The organism is Pelotomaculum isophthalicicum JI, from assembly GCF_029478095.1.
Taxonomy (GTDB): Bacteria; Bacillota; Desulfotomaculia; order Desulfotomaculales; family Pelotomaculaceae; genus Pelotomaculum_D; species Pelotomaculum_D isophthalicicum.
In genome coordinates, this window is sequence record NZ_JAKOAV010000013.1 from 63097 (window position 1) to 82407 (window position 19311).

17 protein-coding genes are annotated in these 19311 nt (G+C 48.2%); 10 read left to right on the top strand and 7 right to left on the bottom strand.

The annotated features are described in order from the left end of the window. The first annotated feature begins 229 nt into the window (after positions 1–229). The 6 genes from L7E55_RS08560 to L7E55_RS08585 all read left to right on the top strand — a co-directional run bounded on the left by L7E55_RS08560 (position 230) and on the right by L7E55_RS08585 (position 4571). Complete coding sequence (locus L7E55_RS08560; protein ID WP_277443727.1) at positions 230–667, top strand: Fur family transcriptional regulator; 438 nt, start codon at positions 230–232, stop codon at positions 665–667. Positions 668–692: 25 nt separating this feature from the next. Beyond that, a complete protein-coding gene (locus L7E55_RS08565) occupies positions 693–1514 on the top strand; it encodes a metal ABC transporter ATP-binding protein (RefSeq protein ID WP_277443728.1) in 822 nt (273 codons plus the stop codon). Further along, a complete protein-coding gene (locus L7E55_RS08570) occupies positions 1511–2353 on the top strand; it encodes a metal ABC transporter permease (protein WP_277443729.1) in 843 nt (280 codons plus the stop codon). The genes L7E55_RS08565 and L7E55_RS08570 overlap by 4 nt, the downstream gene beginning before the upstream one ends. Before the next feature lie 186 nt (positions 2354–2539). Continuing rightward, entirely contained in the window at positions 2540–3037 is a 498-nt protein-coding gene (locus L7E55_RS08575; protein ID WP_277443730.1) for an NfeD family protein, read from the top strand. 57 nt (positions 3038–3094) lie between these two features. Then, on the top strand, positions 3095–4099 hold the full coding sequence (gene floA, locus L7E55_RS08580) for a flotillin-like protein FloA (RefSeq protein ID WP_277443731.1): 1005 nt from the start codon (positions 3095–3097) through the stop codon (positions 4097–4099). 22 nt (positions 4100–4121) lie between these two features. Then, positions 4122–4571: a hypothetical protein gene (locus L7E55_RS08585; protein WP_277443732.1), complete on the top strand. Its 450-nt coding sequence runs from the start codon at positions 4122–4124 to the stop codon at positions 4569–4571. Between the two features lie 211 nt (positions 4572–4782). Here the strand turns inward: L7E55_RS08585 and L7E55_RS08590 are convergent, their stop codons facing one another. From L7E55_RS08590 to L7E55_RS17585, 5 genes are all read right to left on the bottom strand, one after another. Further along, a complete protein-coding gene (locus tag L7E55_RS08590; RefSeq protein WP_277443733.1) occupies positions 4783–5064 on the bottom strand; it encodes a hypothetical protein in 282 nt (93 codons plus the stop codon). 117 nt (positions 5065–5181) lie between these two features. Then, entirely contained in the window at positions 5182–8289 is a 3108-nt protein-coding gene (locus tag L7E55_RS08595; protein WP_277443734.1) for an efflux RND transporter permease subunit, read from the bottom strand. 15 nt (positions 8290–8304) lie between these two features. Next, positions 8305–9405: an efflux RND transporter periplasmic adaptor subunit gene (locus L7E55_RS08600; RefSeq protein WP_277443735.1), complete on the bottom strand. Its 1101-nt coding sequence runs from the start codon at positions 9403–9405 to the stop codon at positions 8305–8307. Positions 9406–9429: 24 nt separating this feature from the next. Continuing rightward, positions 9430–9825 carry a hypothetical protein gene (locus L7E55_RS08605; protein ID WP_277443736.1) on the bottom strand — a complete coding sequence of 132 codons (396 nt, stop codon included), beginning with the start codon at positions 9823–9825 and terminating at the stop codon, positions 9430–9432. A 3-nt stretch (positions 9826–9828) separates the two neighbouring features. Next, entirely contained in the window at positions 9829–10077 is a 249-nt protein-coding gene (locus L7E55_RS17585) for a TetR/AcrR family transcriptional regulator (RefSeq protein WP_338091199.1), read from the bottom strand. 687 nt (positions 10078–10764) lie between these two features. On the opposite strand from L7E55_RS17585, the gene aroF reads away from it, so the two are divergent. Continuing rightward, on the top strand, positions 10765–11781 hold the full coding sequence (aroF, locus tag L7E55_RS08615; protein WP_277443738.1) for a 3-deoxy-7-phosphoheptulonate synthase: 1017 nt from the start codon (positions 10765–10767) through the stop codon (positions 11779–11781). Positions 11782–11827: 46 nt separating this feature from the next. Here aroF and L7E55_RS08620 read toward each other — a convergent pair whose 3' ends face one another. Together L7E55_RS08620 and L7E55_RS08625 are read right to left on the bottom strand one after the other, a co-directional pair. Beyond that, the gene (locus L7E55_RS08620; protein WP_277443739.1) at positions 11828–13099 is read right to left on the bottom strand and encodes a DUF3999 family protein; all 1272 of its coding nucleotides are present in this window, start codon (positions 13097–13099) and stop codon (positions 11828–11830) included. Then, a complete protein-coding gene (locus tag L7E55_RS08625; RefSeq protein WP_277443740.1) occupies positions 13096–14823 on the bottom strand; it encodes a DUF2339 domain-containing protein in 1728 nt (575 codons plus the stop codon). Before L7E55_RS08625 ends, L7E55_RS08620 begins: the two co-directional genes overlap by 4 nt. Before the next feature lie 337 nt (positions 14824–15160). Here L7E55_RS08625 and L7E55_RS08630 point away from each other — a divergent pair, with 337 nt between their 5' ends. From L7E55_RS08630 to L7E55_RS08640, 3 genes are all read left to right on the top strand, one after another. Next, positions 15161–16339, top strand: a complete 1179-nt coding sequence (locus tag L7E55_RS08630) for an MFS transporter (protein ID WP_277443741.1) — start codon at positions 15161–15163, stop codon at positions 16337–16339. Positions 16340–16559: 220 nt separating this feature from the next. Beyond that, the gene (locus tag L7E55_RS08635) at positions 16560–18905 is read left to right on the top strand and encodes an O-antigen ligase family protein (RefSeq protein WP_277443742.1); all 2346 of its coding nucleotides are present in this window, start codon (positions 16560–16562) and stop codon (positions 18903–18905) included. A 23-nt stretch (positions 18906–18928) separates the two neighbouring features. Continuing rightward, positions 18929–19309 carry a peptidoglycan-binding domain-containing protein gene (locus tag L7E55_RS08640; RefSeq protein WP_277443743.1) on the top strand — a complete coding sequence of 127 codons (381 nt, stop codon included), beginning with the start codon at positions 18929–18931 and terminating at the stop codon, positions 19307–19309. Positions 19310–19311: the final 2 nt, after the last annotated feature.

The following is a 19311-nucleotide window of genomic DNA, read 5'->3' on the forward strand; positions in this document are numbered from 1 at the left end:
CCTTCCAAAAAATTTTATCCCGGTATAGAAGATGGTTTATATTATTACCCTTAAATGGAATTATATTTATTTCCCTTTTAAACTGTTGACTGTCCCGACCGAATACCCCGCTTTCACCTCCCCCGTTTTTTTGACAAGCTCTGTCATTAGCTTGACAATTTTTATTAATCGGGATATAAGTAATATTGAGTTGCAAATAAGAATATATATTATTTAGGGGGCAGCCCAGGTGAAAGAGGACTATGTGATTGAGCTGTTTCGTAAAAACGGCTATAAGATTACACCGCAGAGGCAGGAAATTTTAAAGGCCTTCACGGGGAATCACGATAACCATCCCCTTAGCGCTGAAGAAGTTCACCAGAAGATTATTGAAAGTTATCCCAATATCGGCATTGACACAATCTACCGCAACCTGATTGTTTTCTTAAACTTGGGAATTATCAATAAGCTAAACTTCAGGGAAGGCAAAAGCCGGTACGAGTTGAATTCGGGAAAACACCACCATCATCTAGTTTGTTTGAAGTGCGGCATCACCGAAGAGATTGACTACTGCCCATTTAAGACGCTTGACTGGGAAAAAATAGAAGAAGAAAAAAAGTTTGAAATTAAGAAGCATAGTTTTGAGCTCTTCGGCTACTGCGAATTATGCAGAGAAAAGAAACATTAAACATTGGAAGAGGCGTTGAAATAAGATGACCTATACTGGTATCATGCGAAAATTGCATAGAGAATCCTGTGGATTGTGCCGCACGGAGTTAAAAAACTTCGGTGTCACCATAGGTAAGACAGAAATATTGCGCGATATTGATCTCCACATTCACTGTGGCGAGCTGACGGCTCTAGTCGGCCCGAACGGAGCAGGCAAGACGACATTGTTAAAGGCGATTCTCGGGGAAATCAGTCATACCGGAGAATTATCTTTCCTTGATGCCGGTGACTGTCGCAGGAACCCCATTGTTGGCTACGTTCCTCAGAGGCTTGAATTTGATACAGGCTCGCCCATCAGTGTATTGGATTTGTTTGCAGCCTGTTTGTCATCCTGGCCGGTTTGCCTTGGCCATTCCCGCCGTCTCCGGGAGCGCGCTTCAGCAAGATTGGCCAGTGTTCAGGCGGAGCACCTGTTGGACCGGCGCCTGGGGGATTTGTCAGGTGGAGAACTGCAAAGAGTTCTCCTCGCCATGGCTTTAGATCCCAATCCCGACCTGCTGCTGCTGGACGAACCGGTGTCCGGTGTTGACGTGCAAGGCAAAGAAATATTTTATGATCTGGTTTCTAACTTGCGTCAACAATATGATTTGTCTATAATTTTGGTTTCCCATGATTGGCCGTTGGTGTCCCGTTACGCTGACCGTATCGTTCTGCTGGACCGGACAATCCAATACTGTGGCACACCGCAAGAAGTTTTTTCCGATGAGAAGATACTTAGGTCCTATGGACCGCCGGTACGGGAAGAAATTGACCAAATCCGCGTGAAACCTCAAATAATACCTAGTGGTGAAGGAGTGGGTGCATGATGGAAACATGGTATGGTTTTATTAACCATATTCTCCCATTTGCCTGGACCCATCACACTTTTATGAAAAACGCGCTTTTGGCGGTGCTTCTCGTCGGTCCGATGTTTGCTATCATGGGGACGATGGTTGTTAATAACAAAATGGCCTTTTTTTCCGACACGGTTGGTCACTCTGCTCTAACCGGCATCGCTATCGGGGTGCTTCTTGGTTTCCAGGACCCGCTATGGATTATGGTAATTTTCTCTGTGGTTCTGGCTGTTGCCATATCTATCTTGAATAACCTGACCAACGCTTCCACCGATACAACTATTGGAGCTGTTTCCGCCACAATGGTGGCGCTTGGCATTGTCATACTCTCACGTGGCGGTGGGTTTAATAAGTTTTCCCGGTTTCTTGTGGGCGATCTGCTGAGCATCACCCCGGACGAATTGCTGTTGCTGGCATGCACGCTCGTGGGTGTTCTCATTCTGTGGGGGGTTACGTTCAACAAGTTTTTGCTGGTAAGCGTAAATACATCCCTGGCACTCAGCAGAGGTATTCCGGTTCGCCTCGTTGAAACCCTTTTTTGTATAACAACAGCGGTCGTAGTAACGATCTCCATTCAATGGGTCGGTATTTTAATCATCAATTCTCTCCTAATTTTACCTGCGGCCGCCGCGCGCAATATATCCCGCAACATGCGGCAGTATCATTTAGTCTCTTTAATTATTAGCCTTACCTCAGGGATTGTGGGATTGCTCATGTCGTATTATTGGTCGACAGCCACCGGGGCAACCATCGTTTTGTTCGCGGCGCTGTTTTACTTGGGCACACTTCTGGTAAAACCCAGATTTGCTTAGGCTGTAACAATTAGAAATTTACATAAAGTGGTACGGGATTATAAGTGACCAGCGAATTTGTTCTTGTAGTATGCCTGGCTTGACAAGGAATATATTTATGATAGGCTTGTTGTAGGTGAGTAAGCAATAAATTATGGAACAAATAGCGTCAGATAAGTTTTTACGTACGGAGGTGACAAGAGTATTATGTCCCCCGCATTAATCGACTGGCTTGCCGTTCTTGCATTTTTGCTGGGTATAATTGCATTTTTGCTGGAGATATTCATTTTCCCCGGTTTTGGTGTGGCCGGTATCACAGGGATTATCCTGGTAGGCTGGGGAGTGCTTCTGATCGCGGTGGATGTTACTCAAGCAACAGCGGCACTTGTTCTGGCCATAGTCGCTACTGTTGTGATATTAATTGTGGGTCTGCGGATGGCGTCCCGCTATAACATGTGGTACAAGTTAACTTTACAGAACAAGCAGCATAATAATGAAGGGTATGTCGCACCCGCGCCGGAATTGAGTCTCTATGCCGGGAAGGAAGGTGTTGCCCTGACTCCACTTAGACCGGCTGGTTCGGCGGAGGTTGACGGCCGCCGCCTGGATGTGGTGACTGAGGGAGAATTTATTCCCAAAGGCACACGGGTTAAAGTGGCCAAAGTTGAAGGTACGCGTGTTGTGGTGAAGGAAATAACTAGTTAAGTAAGGAAAGTATATTATAACTTAAATCGAATGAATTAACATTAAGGAGTGGAGAAAATGAGTTCAGGAGCTATCGCATCTCTATTAATGTTTTTTTTGATCCTGATCGGTGTGGTTGTGGTATTTAGCTTTATTCCAGTGGGATTGTGGATTTCAGCCTTGGCAGCTGGGGTGAGAGTTGGTATATTTACCTTGATCGGCATGCGCTTGCGTAGGGTGCCCCCGGCAAGGATCGTCAACCCATTGATTAAATCCGATAAAGCTGGTCTGAACATTACTGTAAATCAGCTTGAAGCGCATTATTTGGCCGGAGGCAATGTGGACAGGGTGGTTAATGCTTTAATTGCCGCGGAGCGGGCGGCCATACCTCTGCCTTTCGAGCGGGCCGCGGCTATCGATCTGGCAGGACGTGAGGTATTTCAAGCCGTGCAAATGAGCGTAAATCCCAAGGTATTGGAAACACCCTTGGTATCGGCAGTGGCAAAAGACGGTATCGAGGTCAAAGTTGTCGCCAGGGTAACGGTACGGGCCAACATTGACCGCCTGGTAGGCGGCGCCGGTGAGGAAACTATTCTTGCCAGGGTAGGTGAGGGAGTAGTCACAACCGTTGGCAGCGCGGATAGCCATAAGCATGTTCTGGAAAACCCCGATATGATTTCCCAAACTGTTCTAAGCAAGGGACTTGACGCCGGAACAGCTTTTGAGATATTGTCGATTGACATCGCGGACGTTGATGTCGGGCGCAACATCGGTGCGCAGCTGCAAACCGACCAGGCCGAAGCAGACAAGCGGATTGCCCAGGCCAAGGCGGAGGAGCGCAGGGCTATGGCGGTGGCCAGAGAACAAGAGATGAAGGCTTCTGTTCAGGAAATGCACGCCAAGGTGGTTGAAGCCGAGGCACAGGTGCCCCTGGCGATGTCCGACGCCCTGCGGCAGGGTAAGATCGGTGTGATGGATTATTACAACCTCCAGAACCTCCTGGCTGACACCCAGATGCGCGACGCTCTGTCCAAGATGGGCAAAGGGCGGGAAGACAGCGGGCCGATTTTGCCGGCCAAATAAAATTATTTTAGGGTGTGTTACTGTGAAATATATATGGATCATATTAATGATCTTGATAATTGTTCGGAGCATCAGGCTATTTGTTAAGCGTTCCACGACCTGGGAGCAGCCTGTGACCGACGAAGGTTCCTCATCCGGACGGGAAGACATTTCCCCTGGTAGTTTTCCGCCAAGTGAGCTAGACAAAAACAGATTCAAATTGAAAACACCCGGCGAACAGAACAGGGAGAGTGGTGATTTGACCGCGGGTGGCACTGCCGGGTATGCGTTGATGCAGGGAGAACCCGGTAAGGAGTGCAATTTTGATCAGGACAGTAAAATAAGCGCTTGCCGGCAACAACAAGGGCGGCATGGTAGGCTGGAACCTTTTGACGATTTGGTCTGTGCCGGGGAATTTGTCAAAGGATTTATTTGGTTCCAGATACTTGGTCCCCGCGGCGGGATGCAGGCAAAGAAAGGGTTAAATAAATAGCAGTTACGACTATTTAGCTTAATTGATAATAAAGCTGCTCAGGCTGGGGCTGCGCTGCCCCAGTGGCGATTTTAAAAAAGATAAGGCGCTTAAGCGCGAATACAACCGAGCCCGAAGAAGAACGAGCTCGGTTATTTATTAGGGTATTTAAGGCACCGGCTTTGTTTTAATAATTTCGTCAACATTTAAGATGCCGAATATGGTTTTTACTTCAACCTTTGTATTGAGGTAGCACATTTGATAAATCAATTGTACTTCCGCTAAAAGTTAAATCATATTCTTTAGCTGGATTTGTCACTTGAACGGTTTTAGTGCTGAAGACTATGTCATTATCGGATCCTAACCCCGGGCCATGAGTAAATAATGTAACTCCGATAAAAACAATGATTACAGCGGTTGAGGCTGCGAAAATTGGTATTCTGACTTTAAAAATATGGGGGGCTATAATTAAAAATCCAAGCATTACCAGTAAAATTCCATAAAGATAATTCATTCTTTAAGCTCCCATCCATATTGCTATGAGTAGCTTATTCAAAAATTGGGTTAATGCTACTGAAAGAATAAAAAAAACCGCTCATGGCGGTTGAATGGTGTAACTTAGACCTGACTTTTAGCTATCTTTTGACGTACTTTCCATGATAGGTGTTGGAGCGCTACGCCGGTTTCTGAAGGTGAATTTTTTCTTCATATCGTCCAGCAAGGTATAGATGACAGGCACAACCACCAGGGTCAACAGGGTTGAGGTAATTAAGCCGCCGATGATGGCGTGCGCCATGGGCGCCCGTCCCTCCGCGCCCGAGCCTAAGCCGAGAGCCAACGGGATCATGCTCACGATCATGGCCATGGATGTCATCATAATTGGTCTTAACCTGATTTGCGCGGCCCTGCGCAGGGCTTCGTTTCTTTCCACACCGTTGGCCCGCTGCTGTTTGGTAAAGTCAATGAGCAGGATCGCGTTTTTGGTCACCAGTCCCATCAGCATGATAATGCCGATCATGGACATGATGCTGAGTTCGCTGCCGGCCACCAGGAGGCCGAATATGGCTCCGATGATTGCCAGCGGTATGGAAAGCATGATCGAAAATGGATCGATATAGCTTTCGAATTGTGCCGCCAGGATGAAAAATATGAATAACACAGCCGTGATCAGAGCCAGGACCATATTGGTGAATGTATCGCCCATCATTTCCGCCTGCCCGCTGGCGAAAAAGCTGTAACCCGGCGGCATCTGCAGTTCCTGCTTGGCCTTGGCCATAAAGGCGTTGTTAAAATTACCAAGTGATGTGCCGTCCAGGTTGGCTGACAAAACTATTTCCTTTTTGCGGTCGAAGCGGCTGATCTCGCTGGGAGCCGTGGAAAAGACAGTGTCGGTTACCTGGTTCAGCGCGATCATTTGGGTCGACCCGGTGCCGCTGGCCGCGTTACGGCTGGAAAGGTAAATGTTATTCAAGTCATTCAAGTTGCTGCGTTGCTTTTCGCCCAAAAGGACGCGCACGTTGAAGCGGTCCTCACCTTCCTCATACTGGCCGACCACCACCCCGTTGAACAGGGTGCGCAGGGTGTCGGCCACTTGTGCCGTACTCACACCCAGGTCGGTGGCTTGATCACGTTTGATCAGCAGCTTGCCCTCAGGCGTGCCGGGCTTGTAGCTCATGCTGACGTCTACCGCTCCGGGTATTCCTTCCATGATCCTCTGGGCCTTCTCCGCGTATACATAGAGTTCGTCCAGGTTGTCTCCAAGCAAGCGGAACTGAACTGTTTTTTCAGAACTCATGCCTCCCTGGAGGACGATGGATGTCCTGACACCGGCCAGAACATTAAAGTCCCGCCGCATCTCCGACGCGATTTGGTTGATGGTTCGATTGCGAAGCTCTCTGCTGGTTAGCTTGACGAACAGGTTCACCTGGCCGGGGGTTACCGTGGTGTATGTGCTTAGCGTTTCGGGGTATCCTTTGACCATGCCTTCCATCTTTTCGGCGATTTTTGAGGCTGCCTCCAGATTAAGGCCGGCGTCCAGGTCGGCGCTGACCGTGAGTTCGCCCACGTCTGACTCAGGCATGAAAGTGAAGCCGAGCATTTGGCTCAGCGACAGGCTGCCTATAAACAGTAGAATCGCTATAGTGATGGTTATTAGCCGGTTTTTTAAAACGGTCGTCAGAAAGCCCGCGTATATACCGGTCAGACGGTCGAATCCCCTGTTAAACCAGTGCAGGAATTTTTGTAAAGGCCATTTAGGTTTTGGTTCTTCAGATTTCAGGTAACGTGAGGAAAGCAGGGGCACCAGAGTAAAAGCTAGTAACAGAGAGACTAAAACGGCGCAGACGACCGTAATGCCGAATTGCTTGAAATATTGTCCCACGATGCCACTCATAAAACCGACCGGCATGAATACCGCTACCACAGTCAAGGTCGTCGAAGTGACCGCCAGGCCGATCTCGGTTGTGGCGTTCATGGCTGCCGCAAGAGGTTTTTCGCCTGATTTCATATGACGCACGATGTTTTCTATGACTACGATCGCGTCGTCAATCAGCAAGCCGACCGATAGGGACAAGGCCATCAGCGACATGAAGTTTAAGGAGAAACCCAATATCCGCATGGCAAAAAAAGTTGTGATAACTGATGAGGGAATTACTATGGCGGTGATCAGGGTGCTGCGCCAGTCCCGCAAGAATATAAAGACCATTATGGCCGCCAGCAGGCTGCCTTCAACGAGGGTGTTTTCCACGTTGCGGACCCCGTCTTTAATATATCCTGAGTTGTCTCTGACCACGTCTAAATGAACGCCCGCCGGAAGCTCTTTTTTTAGCTCTTCGATTGCCGTTGTGACTTTCTCAGCCACTTCCACCGTATTGCTGCCGGATTGTTTGATGATATCAAGACCGATAGCCGGGTTGCCCTGGTAACGGGATATATTTTCGCTTTCCTTGGTCCCGTCTACCACCGTGGCGATGTCTTTTACATAAAGCTGCACGCCTTCACGGCGCGCCACCGGCAGGTTGGCAAAGTCCGCCACGCTGCTGAGCTGCCCTGTGGTGCGAATTGTCAACTGCAGGTCGCCTTTTTTTACCTTGCCGCCGGGCACGTTCAGGTTTTCCGCGCTAAGGCTCTGCAATACTTCAGGAGTGGTAAGGCCGTAAGCAGCCAGCTTGTTCTTGTCCAGCTGGATCTGAATTTCCCTCTCCTGCTTGCCGTAAATTTTAAGTGAGCCAACCCCGTTTATGGTTTCAATCCGCTTTTTAATCAAATCGTCGACGATGGTTGTCATTTCCCGGAGGGATATGTCCCCATAGACAGCAAGAGAGAAGATGGGATAAGCTGTCGGATCGAACTTGGTGATGACCGGTTCCTCAATATCCGTCGGCAGTTCTCCCCGGATGCTGCTCATTTTATTCCGCACGTCCTGAGCCGCCACATCCGGTGAGGTATCCAGGGTAAACTCCGCGTAGGTGGTGCAGACACCTTCTTGAGCCATGGTATAGATGTGCTTGACTCCGGCTATCTGCCCCAGCGCTTCTTCCAGCTTCAGGCCAATTTTTGTCTCCACCTGCTCAGGGGAGGCGCCACCTTGGATAACGGTTACACCCACGTAAGGGAATTCCACTTCTGGGTAATCGTTGATATTCAGTCCGATATAGCTGATTATACCCAGGGTAATCAGCGCCAGGATAGTAACTGTCGCAAGTACGGGTCTTTTCAGGCTGAGGTTGGTAATGTACATAATCTGCTTCCTCCATTAGTTGGAGATTTTAATGCTATCCTGATCTTTTAGCTTGTTGACGTTGGTAACAATCACTTTTTGCCCTTCCGTGAGGCCGGATTTGATTTCAACCAGCTGATCAACCACTTGGCCGATTTCCACTTGCCGGCGATTGGCCTTGTCCCCTTCGGCGGTGAAAACGAAAAACATACCTTCTTTTCCTGTCAATGCGTTCTGGGGAACCGCCAGTATTTCCCCCGTCTTGCCGGTCTTTAGCTCAGCCTTGGCGAACATGCCGGGCTTTAACAGGTTGTCATTGTTGTTAATTTTAATCTTGGTTTCGAATACACGTGCTGATTTATTCGCGGATGGATTGATGATTTCTACCGTTCCGGTAAACTTGCGGCCGGGAAGTGAGTCCAGCGTGACGACTGCTTCCATGCCTCGTGTTATGCCGGCCAAGTCCTTTTGCTCGACACTGATTACCATATACACATCGGATATGTTCTTGATCAACATGATTGGCGCGCCGGGTGACAACACCTGGCCGGTTGACACGTTGCGGTCGGCCACTACGCCGCCAATCGGCGAGCTTACCGTGCAATTGCGCAGGGATTCCTCGGCGTTGGCCAGGGAAGCGGTGGCGGAACTAACTTCAGCTTCCGCAAGTTTAAGGGAGACCTCAATGTCTTCAAAATCTTTTTTAGATACCGCTCCGCTTTCATATAGAGTCTTAATCCGTTGATAATTGGCCTTGACAGTGGAGAGGTTGACATCAGCCTTTTGCTGGATGGCCCGGTTTATCGTGACCGCGTTGATGTATTCCTGGCTTTCCAGGGAAACCAGTGTTGTGCCGGAAGCCACCGCGGCGCCGTTTTCCACGTTTACCTGGCTCACCCGCCCAGCTATTTTGGCGCTGATTACAGCTTCATCAGCAGCCTCGATGGTGCCGGTGTACGATAATGTTTCTTCTTTCATTACTTTTACCGCTTCTTTTGCCTCAACCATCTGTGTGGATAAATCGCTGGCCGTGTCGACTTGCTTGTCCTTTTTTAAATAATCACTAACTTTAAACAAGCCGAACGCCAGGACCAGCATAACCGGGATCCATAGCCATTTCTTCCATTTACCCTGCAAAACAAAAATCACCCCTCATTGCTCTTATCTTTTTATTATCCCGTATAGTAAAGTATTTTTCACTGATTCCATGGCTTGTCTTGGAGTAATGTCGTTTTCTTTTAAAAAATCTTCTTCAAAAATGGCATCCATAGTTCGCTCGAACATTAGCAAGACGACCGCGGGATTCATGTCCGGGTTAGCGTCACCGTTTTGAAGACCTGTTGATATAAGTTTCCTGACCTGTTCCCTTTTAACTTTCTTGACTCTCTCTGTTTTTTCCCACTCTTCCGGGAAACATAGTTTTAATTCTCTCAAGCGTTCCGTCAAACGTTCCGGATCGTATTCCGGCATATGGCCGAAAAAAATATCTTGAAGCATTTCCAGCCAGCTTCGCTTGCTATTTATTATATTTTTTACGTCAGCGCTTGCTATTTCCATATGCTAATCGACCACAGCGCCAATAAGTGATTTTTTACTGATGAAGTATTTATATATTGTTTTCTTGCTGATGCCTAAATCAGAAGCAATATCGTCAATCGTGAATTTTCTGAATCCGTACTTTTCGATTTGCCGGGAAGCGGCTTGGAGGATTTTTTCTCTCAGACGACATAACCCTCCTCTCGTAGGAAACTGGATTATTTTCTTTGGTTTCCATGATTCAGAATAACAACCATGTTGAAATATGTCAATAAAAAACTATGTTGCCATAAGCGGCTTCCAATTTGAGGATCATCTATTAAGTTAGACGTTTTCAATATAGCTTTCTTTCAATTACTTGTGAAGTATTAATGTCTGTATAATGGATTAAAATTCCTCAATCCTTTGAGGCTGTTGTATGAGACTATGGTTAAAAAAATAGTGATGCTGTTTGTCTTGTATGGTTGCAGTCTGCTATGCTTGATGGTATACTAATTTTAAGTTTTATAAGTTAAAGTTGATGAAGGAGAAAAGTAAACTGGAACAAATCCTCCAGGGAGGGAGTGTCGTCGACTGGAAGCATTCCCAGGATGAGTCCCGTTGAAGTTCTCTCCGGAGAAGCCGGCTGAAACCGTTGCTTGCGGCGAGTAGGTTTGGACGTAATCTCCCGACGTTACACGGGAGGGGGTATCGGAATGTTATTCCCGTACTCTTGCCAAGGGGGTATCATGGTTTTCCCATGGACCAATCAGGGTGGTAACGCGGAAAGTGTAGGCTTCTCGTCCCTAACGGGCGAGAGTTTTTATTTTACAGCAATTAATAACATTCCCGTATCTGATCGAGAGGGCCATTATGGCCAATTAGGGTGGTACCGCGGAGACCTGCTGCTTTCGTCCCTTATTTGGGGAGCGGCGGGTTTTATCTTATTAATTACATAAATTGAAGGAGAGGTAAGTATCAATGGTAGTAGTTATGAATTTAACAGCCGGACCGGAACAAATTCAAGCTGTTCAACAAAGGTTGGAACAATTCGGCTTTGAAATTCATATTATCCGCGGGGTTAACCGTCTGGTAATTGGCGCTGTGGGGGACCGCCGGATGATTAGTTCCCTGGGATTAGAATCCATGCCTGGAGTGGAAAAAATAGTACCCATTATGAAGCCGTATAAACTGGTCAGCCGGGAATCGAAAGGGCAGAATAGTTTAGTCAAGGTAAAAGACGTAGTCATAGGTGGAGACGACATAGTAGTAATAGCCGGTCCATGCGCGGTTGAAAATAGGGAACAGTTGCTTACCGCCGCCCGTATGGTACGCCAGGCGGGGGCGGTTGTTCTCAGGGGGGGCGCATTCAAGCCCAGAACCTCGCCATATAGCTTTCAGGGACTCGAAGAGGAAGGATTGAAATTATTGGCTGAAGCTTCTGCCGAAACTGGTTTGGTCACGGTGACTGAGATTATAGATGAAGCCAGTTTGGAGCTTGCGCTGGAATATGTTGATATTATCCAGGTGGGAGCGCGGAATATGCAAAATTTTCGCCTCTTGCGTGCGGTGGGACGCTCGGGTAAGCCGGTGCTCTTAAAGCGCGGTCTTTCAGCCACTATCGAAGAATGGCTGATGGCGGCAGAGTATGTAGTGTCTGAGGGCAATGAAAATGTGGTTCTATGTGAACGGGGGATTCGCACTTATGAAATTGCCACACGTAATACCCTGGACTTGAGTGCTGTTCCCGTAGTTAAAGGGCAGAGCCACCTCCCGGTGATAGTGGACCCCAGTCACGCGACCGGAGAGCGCAAGTTAGTGGCTCCCATGGCCAGGGCAGCGGTGGCGGCCGGTGCGGACGGCCTGCTTATCGAGGTCCATCCGGAGCCCGACAAGGCGCTAAGTGACGGCCCGCAGTCACTTACCCCTGAAGACTTCAGTTCCTTAATGGCAGAACTGAGAAAAGTAGCTACCGCAGTAGGACGTCATATTAAGTAGAGTCAGGTATGAATCGGACGGTTGTGACTCAAATTAGGCGACAGGCTTATGCCTTCGCCTTCATGTTTTTCAGGATGAGCAAACCAATTACGAGCGCGGCAATAATAGTGACTGTGTTTAAAACCCAACGGTTATCAGTGAGCTTTGGGTGGTAATTTGCATTTATGCTTTCCTGTCCGGGTTGAATGACCGCCAGTTTATTTTTATCAATAAGTTGCGAGAAATGGCTCAGATCATACTGGGGTGCCTTACCGTCAGGGTTCCCGTACCACAACGTGTAGCTTCCGGTCCGTAAATCCGCGAGGATTTTCGGGGAATCTCCCCAAACGACCACGCTTTCCACATTTAACGGCGGGTTGTCCTGGTTATTGACCGCCAGTTTTACATATCTCCCCATGTTCCGGTTAACGGTAAGCTTGTTTTTCAGAGCTTCGTAATCGGTCCACTTGTGCTGGTAAATCCTCTCTGAGCCAATCCGGTTCCAGTTGCTGCCGTCATTGCTGTCATAATATTCTACGAGACGGTCAAAATTTATCCCGTTCACCTGCAGATCGATATGATTGATCTCGTATCCCTTGGTCCCCAGGTCAAGGAGCAGTTCAGTCTTGTTGGTTTTCGGGTCAGTCCTGTTTGTAATCAAGGTTGCCGGCACGGTAATCTCCGGGCGGCCGCCGGAAGGGTCCGGGCCTTTATATTTTATCGACGAGTTCTGTACGAGTGATTGAACGTCAGGGCGAACGTACTTTATTCTTGCGTCGCGGATAGTCAACGGTTCCTTGCCCCGGCAATCAATGCTTACTTTCATATAACGAAAACTGGCGGGGAAATAATTCAGGTCGTTCTGCCTATTGTTGGGGTAAACGCAAAAGACTTTTACAGTGCCGACGAGATTCCAGGTCCGGTTGTCCTCGCTACCTTCGATTTTAACGTCGCGCAGGTAGTCCTCTTTGCTTTCGAGATCCAGCACGATGCGGTTGTGAAGATTGTTTCCGTTTTGCACATCCAAAGTGACGGAGGAAAATTCATTTGGCCGGACAACCTTATCAATTAGCTGCGCCGGGTATGTTTTTTCTTGATCCGGTTCCGGCTGCAAAATTTGATAGGGCACTTCCTGTCCCTCTCCGTCGGAAAGCCTGATGTCCGCCAGGTCGTCCCGGGTATGTCTAAGCACTTCCTGGTCTAGGTCAATTAAAGCAAAGCCGTCATTTACCGGCTGTACTTGCTTGTTATATTGCCAGCTTTGGGTTTGCAAGCCGGCGCAGGCTGGAAAAGCCAGTAAAAATATGATTGCGGTGGCGAGAAAAATCCTCCTGGTCATTTTTCCACCTCTTTCTCTTTGCGCTGGTAAGCAAAAGATACTCCAACCAGAATGGCCCCCACGGTAAGAAGGATGACCACGCGGAAAACCATAGCCAGGTTGCTTAAATCAAACAGCATGATCTTGGAGACGGTGAGACCGAATAAAGCAAGGGAGATAAAGCGGAACCCCTTGATGTCTCTGACCATGCCGACTGTTATTATAATTACGGCAAGGGCGGCCCATGATAGGGACACCGCGAAACTGTTCTGGATGCCCAGTTTAAAATGGTAAACGGCGGTGACTGCTTCCCAACTAATCTGCTTGAGGGCGAGCCCTGTACCGAGCACAGCGGCGGGCCAGATGATAATTTTTCCGTCGGCTATGCCGGGCTTGGAATTGAACCAGTAGAAAACCAGGAAGAAGCCGGCGATCGCCAGAAAAGCGGCGAGGGAGTGAAGATTGAGGAGGGGTGCAACGGTTTTTGGAACATACTCAGTTGTCTGGAACAGGGAGGCAAATGTCAGGAGAAACAAGCCGGCCCGCCAAATCCATTTGTTTTCCGCTTTGATCCCGCTGTAAACCAGTGTCACTGCTTCAACCACCCAGGCGATATCAACCCACGCGCCATGCAGTTGAATGGGGATGGCGATAGTAACCAGGGCCAGGCCTATCCCCAGCAGTGTAAGGAATAAGAGGCTGTCCCCAGATTTTTTTCTTTGAATAGTCAGGCTGACCACCAGATACAGCACCGCCAGTGAAATTACAAAAAGGCCGTGCCAGTTGCCGAAGCGGTGGAGGTTGTCCAGACTCGCGGCCAGGAAAAAGGCGACATTGAGCACCATGAGCAAAACATCTGGTAACTGGGTCGGCTTTTTGTGACGCACGTTGTAAAGGAAAGCCAAGGTACCGAAGATGACAAAGAAAGCGGACAGGAACAGCTCGACGGCCAGCACTTCCAGTACAGACCTGGACTGAGATTTATAAAGAATATATACAAAAACGGTGCCGGCAAAAGAGAGCAAGTTTAAACTGCGCCAGTTTTTGTAATAGGCCAGAGACAAGACTAACAAGTCGAGTATAGTAATATAACTGAACAAGGGAATAGGATGGCCACTTTTGCTGCCAATCAGGAAAGGACTTAAAAAACCGCCGATTGTGGAGAGTATCGCCACGCCAAAAGCGTTCTGCCGGACTGATAAAAATCCGCCGGCCAGAGCTGTAAGTACCAGCAGCATAAAAGCGGCCACGGGGCTGAAAATGTTGTAATAATTCGCGGCGGCAAAGGTGGTTAGGTAGATCACGGCAATCCCCCCGCCGGTCAGACCCTGAGAAAAGTAAATATATTTCCTGTTTATGGCAATATCCCCTGCCACTAGGAGCAAAACGCCGCCGATGAGGCCGATGATAATCCTGCCCACTTCATTTATCCAGCGGTTGTCAAAAGAGTATTTTAAGAAGTAGGCCACTCCGAATAGTAAAATGACGATGCCGATCCGGTTTAGTAATTGGCCGCCAATCATCCGCTCCAAGCCATCCTTGGTCAGCAGCGTTTTTTTGAACGGACGTCTGGATTGTGGGTCTCCCTTCGCACTTTGCTTATCTTGTTGAATTTGGCTTGTTTTAGCTACGGGAGAAATGTCCTGTACCGCCCGATTTTCCAGCCGGGCTAATTTTAACTTTAATGAATTAACCTCTTCTTCCAAAGATTCCACTCTTTTTAAGAGGTCTTCTTGCTCCGTCATCTAATCACCATCCAGGTTTCTTTCATAATAAGTACAATTAGACATTTTTCCAGGAGAATCCTTCTTTTTTTGGCAGGGCATGAAGGTTTAAACGTTGCGTACGACAATGGTTATACGGGCGATTTCAGGAAATCCCTAATAAATAAAGGTGCTCTTGTATTAACTAAATCAGCAACCCTCTTGACCCCTATTAAATGCTGTTACTATAATAATGTAACTTAAATAATGTAACTTGGACTTACTTTATTGAACCCGTTTGGAACCTGCAGTACCGGATTAATCACGTAATATTAAATTATTCGTAAAAGTAAGTTTAATCAAAGTGGTATTGAAAGGAATGATTATTTTGACTAACCAGCCGTCCAGTAAAGGCAAGATATTCTCCATTTCCATTGCCCACCTGTTTAACGACTGGTACATGAATTACATCCAGACATTACTGCCTTTCATGGTGGCCGCCGGGCTGGGAATAAGCAGGGGAGCTTTTCTGATTTCCGCCTTCACTGTTACTTCCTCTCTGTTTCAACCGGTTTCCGGCTATCTGGTGGACCAGAAGAATCAGCGCTGGATGGTTTATGCGGGGACATTATGGATGGCTGTATTGATCAGCCTGGTAGGTGTGCTGCAAAACTATCCGCTCCTGGTGCTTACCGTGGCCTTGGCCGGCCTGGGCACGGCGGCGTTTCACCCCCAGGCCTCGGCTATGGTCGCCTCGGTAAGCGGGGATAGAAAAGGTTTTTTTCAGGCGATTTTTATGGCCGCGGGAAACATCGGGTGGGCGCTGACTCCGCTGATGGTGGTTCCCTTTACCCAAGTGTACGGTTTAAAACTGACGCCGCTGTTTGTCCTGCCTGGAGTGGTGGTGGCTGTCTTGCTCTGGTTCACCGCGCCCAGCGTCCCGGACGGAACAAAGGCTGCTCCTCCGCCGCTATGTCCTGTTCTTCGCGCCGCATGGTCTGAGTTGACCAAAATCATGCTGGTGGTAACATGCCGTTCTCTGGCTTACTTCGGCCTGGTATCCTTTCTCCCCCTTTATCTTCAACATGAGAATATCTCCCTCCTGGCCGGCAGCCGTCTTCTGTTTCTGATGTTGTTTTCTGGAGCGGTGGGGGGGCTGGTAGGCGGATATCTCTCTGATCTTTTCGGCAGAAAGGCCGTCATCGTCGGATCATTGATCACGGCCAGCCCGTTGTTTTACCTGTTTCTCGGAGCAAGCGGTCCTTTCAGCTACCTGCTCCTGGCCCTGGCCGGCGCCTGCCTGCTGGCGTCTTTTTCAGTGACAGTCGTGGCCACTCAGGAGGTCATCAGTAAAAACGCCGCCATGGCGGCAGGACTGATGCTCGGCTTCGGCATCGGTATGGGCGGTCTGGGAGTCGGCCTGGTGGGGCTGCTGGCGGAACACGCAGGCGTTGTTTACACTATCCACATGCTAATCTGGCTGCCTCTCCTGGCCGGGTTGATCGGCCTGAGTATAAAAGGCAGGAATACGTCCGCTCTTATTTCAGTTGATAGTTAACATGTCTCGCTAAATTTTTTAACATTTAAAAAATCAAATAAAACAGGACACAACCTTTGGGATATGTGCCCTGTTTTTTTATGTTGGCTGCAAAGTACTTTTATATTAAGAACAATATTTATCTGTTGTCATAATATGAGTTATGGATACTTTTAGATATTATGGCAATACCAGGTGAATTAGCGACGGCAGTAGTTTTTAAGTTAAGAAGAGATCTGCAATGAAAATTTCGAGGTATGGGAAAATATTTAAATATGTTTTGAGCATATCCGCTCTCGGTCTTGTTGCCTTGGCGCCATTTTTTAGAGGGTTGATGTTTGAACGGGAAATGAGCATCCATCATTGCCTGGTCGCTCTGATTTCAGTACTGGCGCTTATCCCGCTTATTTTTTGTTCAGACGGTCCGTCTGACGGGAGAGAGCGTTTGCCGGTGCGGCGGATGGTCAAATCACCATATTTTTTAGCCCTGGCCTTGCTGACAGTCTTATACGGGCTATCCTCGTTTCAAGCTGTCAACTCCAGGGAAAGTCTTTTTATCTGGCTGAGGCATGTTGATTACCTTTTATCTTTTATCATTGTTTATCTGGCAGTGGGAATGTGGTCAAAGGACAAACAACAGTCAACTTTTATGCGGTGGTCTTTGACGGTTTTTGCTGTCGCGGGAACACTCGTCGCCGCGGGCGGCATCCTGACCTGCCAAGGTATTGTGTCGATAGACAGCGGGGTGGCCTTTGGCCGCCTGAGATCTACTTTTCAGTATCCCAACGCCATGGCGGCTTACCTTATGGCCACGGTATTGATGGCTATCCACCTGGCGGCGCGGAACCCCCGGCCTTTAAAAGCGGGTGTCTTCGCCGGGATGGGTTTTCTAATATTTCTGGCTATATTAGGCAGTCAGAGCCGGGGAGTGTGGGTAATGCTCCCGTTAATCTTAGCTTTATTCTTTTTCGGGCAAACAGCCAGAAAGAGATTTATTTTGCTAACCGCAGTTATTTTTGGATTAGCCATAAGTTTAAGTTCACTGACCGTAGCCCCGCAAGCGCAGCAGTTGCAACCCAACTGGAGGGCTTCCCTGTGTACTTTGGCGGGCTTTTCGGTTGCGGGAATCATCTGGGGCGGATTTGTCAAGTCATGGCTCTCCCTGCTAAAAGTTTACCGAGCCAGGAAGAAAATCATTATCCTCGGGATTATTTGCGCTATTCTGGTCGTTTTCGCCGGGACGGTTTTGGTTCGCAATCATTGGGACGGCGCTCATGAAAAGGGAATATCCGGCAGCCCTTTATTGAGCAGGCTAATGCGCGTCAATACTTCGGAGAACAACTTCCAGTCCCGTATGGTTTATTATACTGATGCTCTTAAAATGGTCAAAGACCGTCCTCTGTTGGGCTGGGGAGGAGGAGGCTGGTTGAGCGGCTATCCTGCCTATCAGTCATACAACTACATATCCACCACAGTTCACAACCACTTTTTACAAGTCTGGGTTGAAGCCGGCACGTTGGCAATGATCGTGTTTATTATACCGTTCCTTGTTTTGACACGCGGTCTTTGGCGCCTTTATCATACCCGTAAAATCCGGCAATTGAGCCCGGAAACCTGGACGATAGGTGTGGCGGCTTTAGCTCTTGGCATGCACTCGGCTATTGATTTTGACCTTTCCTTTAGCAGCATCGCCCTGCTCCTCTGGGGTTTGTTGGCGCTGTTTGCCTGTCAGGAAATGGTTTTGGGGTTTGACCGTGTATCACAAGATAGTTTTGGTTCCAAAAGAGCAGGCGCTGTGAAATTTAACGTTTTATTGGCCATTTTTCTTAGCCTTGCTTCAATTAGCCTGGCAGCCGGCACAATTACTTTGCGGGCCGGGGAAGCAAAGGCCAAAGCATGTGTATTGGCTATTCAAAAGGGAGATAGAGAGGCGGCAATTGAAAATATTCAAGCGGCCAGTCGCTTGGATCGGTGGTCGGCCCAGCACCCAATCATTCAGGCACAGTTGTTAATGAGCGGCATTGAGGATAACCCGGATCCGCTGGCTAAAAATTATTTGGCGAATGAAAGCCTTAACCTGGTTCAACGCGCGTTGAAACTTGACAGCTACAACTCGGAAAATCACTTTATGCTGGCCCGGTTGTACTTGGCCAACGGCAATTTGGAGGATACCCTGGCGGAGGCCGAGCGGGCCAAGGTGCTGCAGCCATGGTTAATCAGAACTTATGAAGAATATAACAGTATTTATGAAAATGTGGCTGTGCAACAACTCCTGCGCGGACAAAAAGAGGAAGCCGGAGACACGCTCCGCCGGGTACTGGCAGCAACTCAAGAAGCAGTATCTAAAAAAGAAACGCTGCCAACCAGGCTAAATAGTTTGTGGGATAAGCGCTCGGATCTCACGCTAACTCCGGCTTTGGCCCTGACAGCTGGTCAGTCGGCACTACTTTTGGAAGATTATAATCAGGCCAGAGAATTCCTTAATATCGCCTGCCAGGCCGAAGATCAAAAAACAAAAGATGTCGCTCAGTTGTGGCTGGGAGTAGCCATGCGGAAGGGGGGAGTTAACGAAATTTATAAATATTAAATTAACCTTAAAGGAGGATTCTAATGAATTACAGCATTGCGGTAAAACTAAAAAAAGTTAGTGTTATATTGGCGTTGGTTTTTGCGCTGGCACTGTTTGTCGGACCATATACTGCATTTGCATCTGACCTGGAGACACTATTAAACGAGCCTGTCCTTCCTCAAGCGTTAAACCTGAACAGCTCTATTAACTCCATCACCGGGCCGGTCGCGGCAGATAGCAGTGAGGTGGCTGCAATTAAAGCTATTCAGCTAAGACTTGTCAACCTCGGTTATGATACAGGTGGTATTGATGGTATTTATGGCCCCAAAACGATGAGCGCAGTGATACTGTTTCAGGAAAGTCATAATTTAATTGTGGACGGCATTGTTGGTCCACAAACAAGAGCAGCCTTAGGGTTTTAACA

What these genes read in the sequence shown, in the direction of transcription:
- L7E55_RS08565 (WP_277443728.1), top strand. Translation starts at nt 693, where the DNA reads ATGACCTATACTGGTATCATGCGAAAATTGCATAGAGAATCCTGTGGA.
- L7E55_RS08570 (WP_277443729.1), top strand. Translation starts at nt 1,511, where the DNA reads ATGATGGAAACATGGTATGGTTTTATTAACCATATTCTCCCATTTGCC.
- L7E55_RS08575 (WP_277443730.1), top strand. Translation starts at nt 2,540, where the DNA reads ATGTCCCCCGCATTAATCGACTGGCTTGCCGTTCTTGCATTTTTGCTG.
- floA (WP_277443731.1), top strand. Translation starts at nt 3,095, where the DNA reads ATGAGTTCAGGAGCTATCGCATCTCTATTAATGTTTTTTTTGATCCTG.
- L7E55_RS08590 (WP_277443733.1), bottom strand. Translation starts at nt 5,064, where the DNA reads ATGAATTATCTTTATGGAATTTTACTGGTAATGCTTGGATTTTTAATT.
- L7E55_RS08595 (WP_277443734.1), bottom strand. Translation starts at nt 8,289, where the DNA reads ATGTACATTACCAACCTCAGCCTGAAAAGACCCGTACTTGCGACAGTT.
- L7E55_RS08605 (WP_277443736.1), bottom strand. Translation starts at nt 9,825, where the DNA reads ATGGAAATAGCAAGCGCTGACGTAAAAAATATAATAAATAGCAAGCGA.
- aroF (WP_277443738.1), top strand. Translation starts at nt 10,765, where the DNA reads ATGGTAGTAGTTATGAATTTAACAGCCGGACCGGAACAAATTCAAGCT.
- L7E55_RS08620 (WP_277443739.1), bottom strand. Translation starts at nt 13,099, where the DNA reads ATGACCAGGAGGATTTTTCTCGCCACCGCAATCATATTTTTACTGGCT.
- L7E55_RS08625 (WP_277443740.1), bottom strand. Translation starts at nt 14,823, where the DNA reads ATGACGGAGCAAGAAGACCTCTTAAAAAGAGTGGAATCTTTGGAAGAA.
- L7E55_RS08630 (WP_277443741.1), top strand. Translation starts at nt 15,161, where the DNA reads ATGATTATTTTGACTAACCAGCCGTCCAGTAAAGGCAAGATATTCTCC.
- L7E55_RS08635 (WP_277443742.1), top strand. Translation starts at nt 16,560, where the DNA reads ATGAAAATTTCGAGGTATGGGAAAATATTTAAATATGTTTTGAGCATA.
- L7E55_RS08640 (WP_277443743.1), top strand. Translation starts at nt 18,929, where the DNA reads ATGAATTACAGCATTGCGGTAAAACTAAAAAAAGTTAGTGTTATATTG.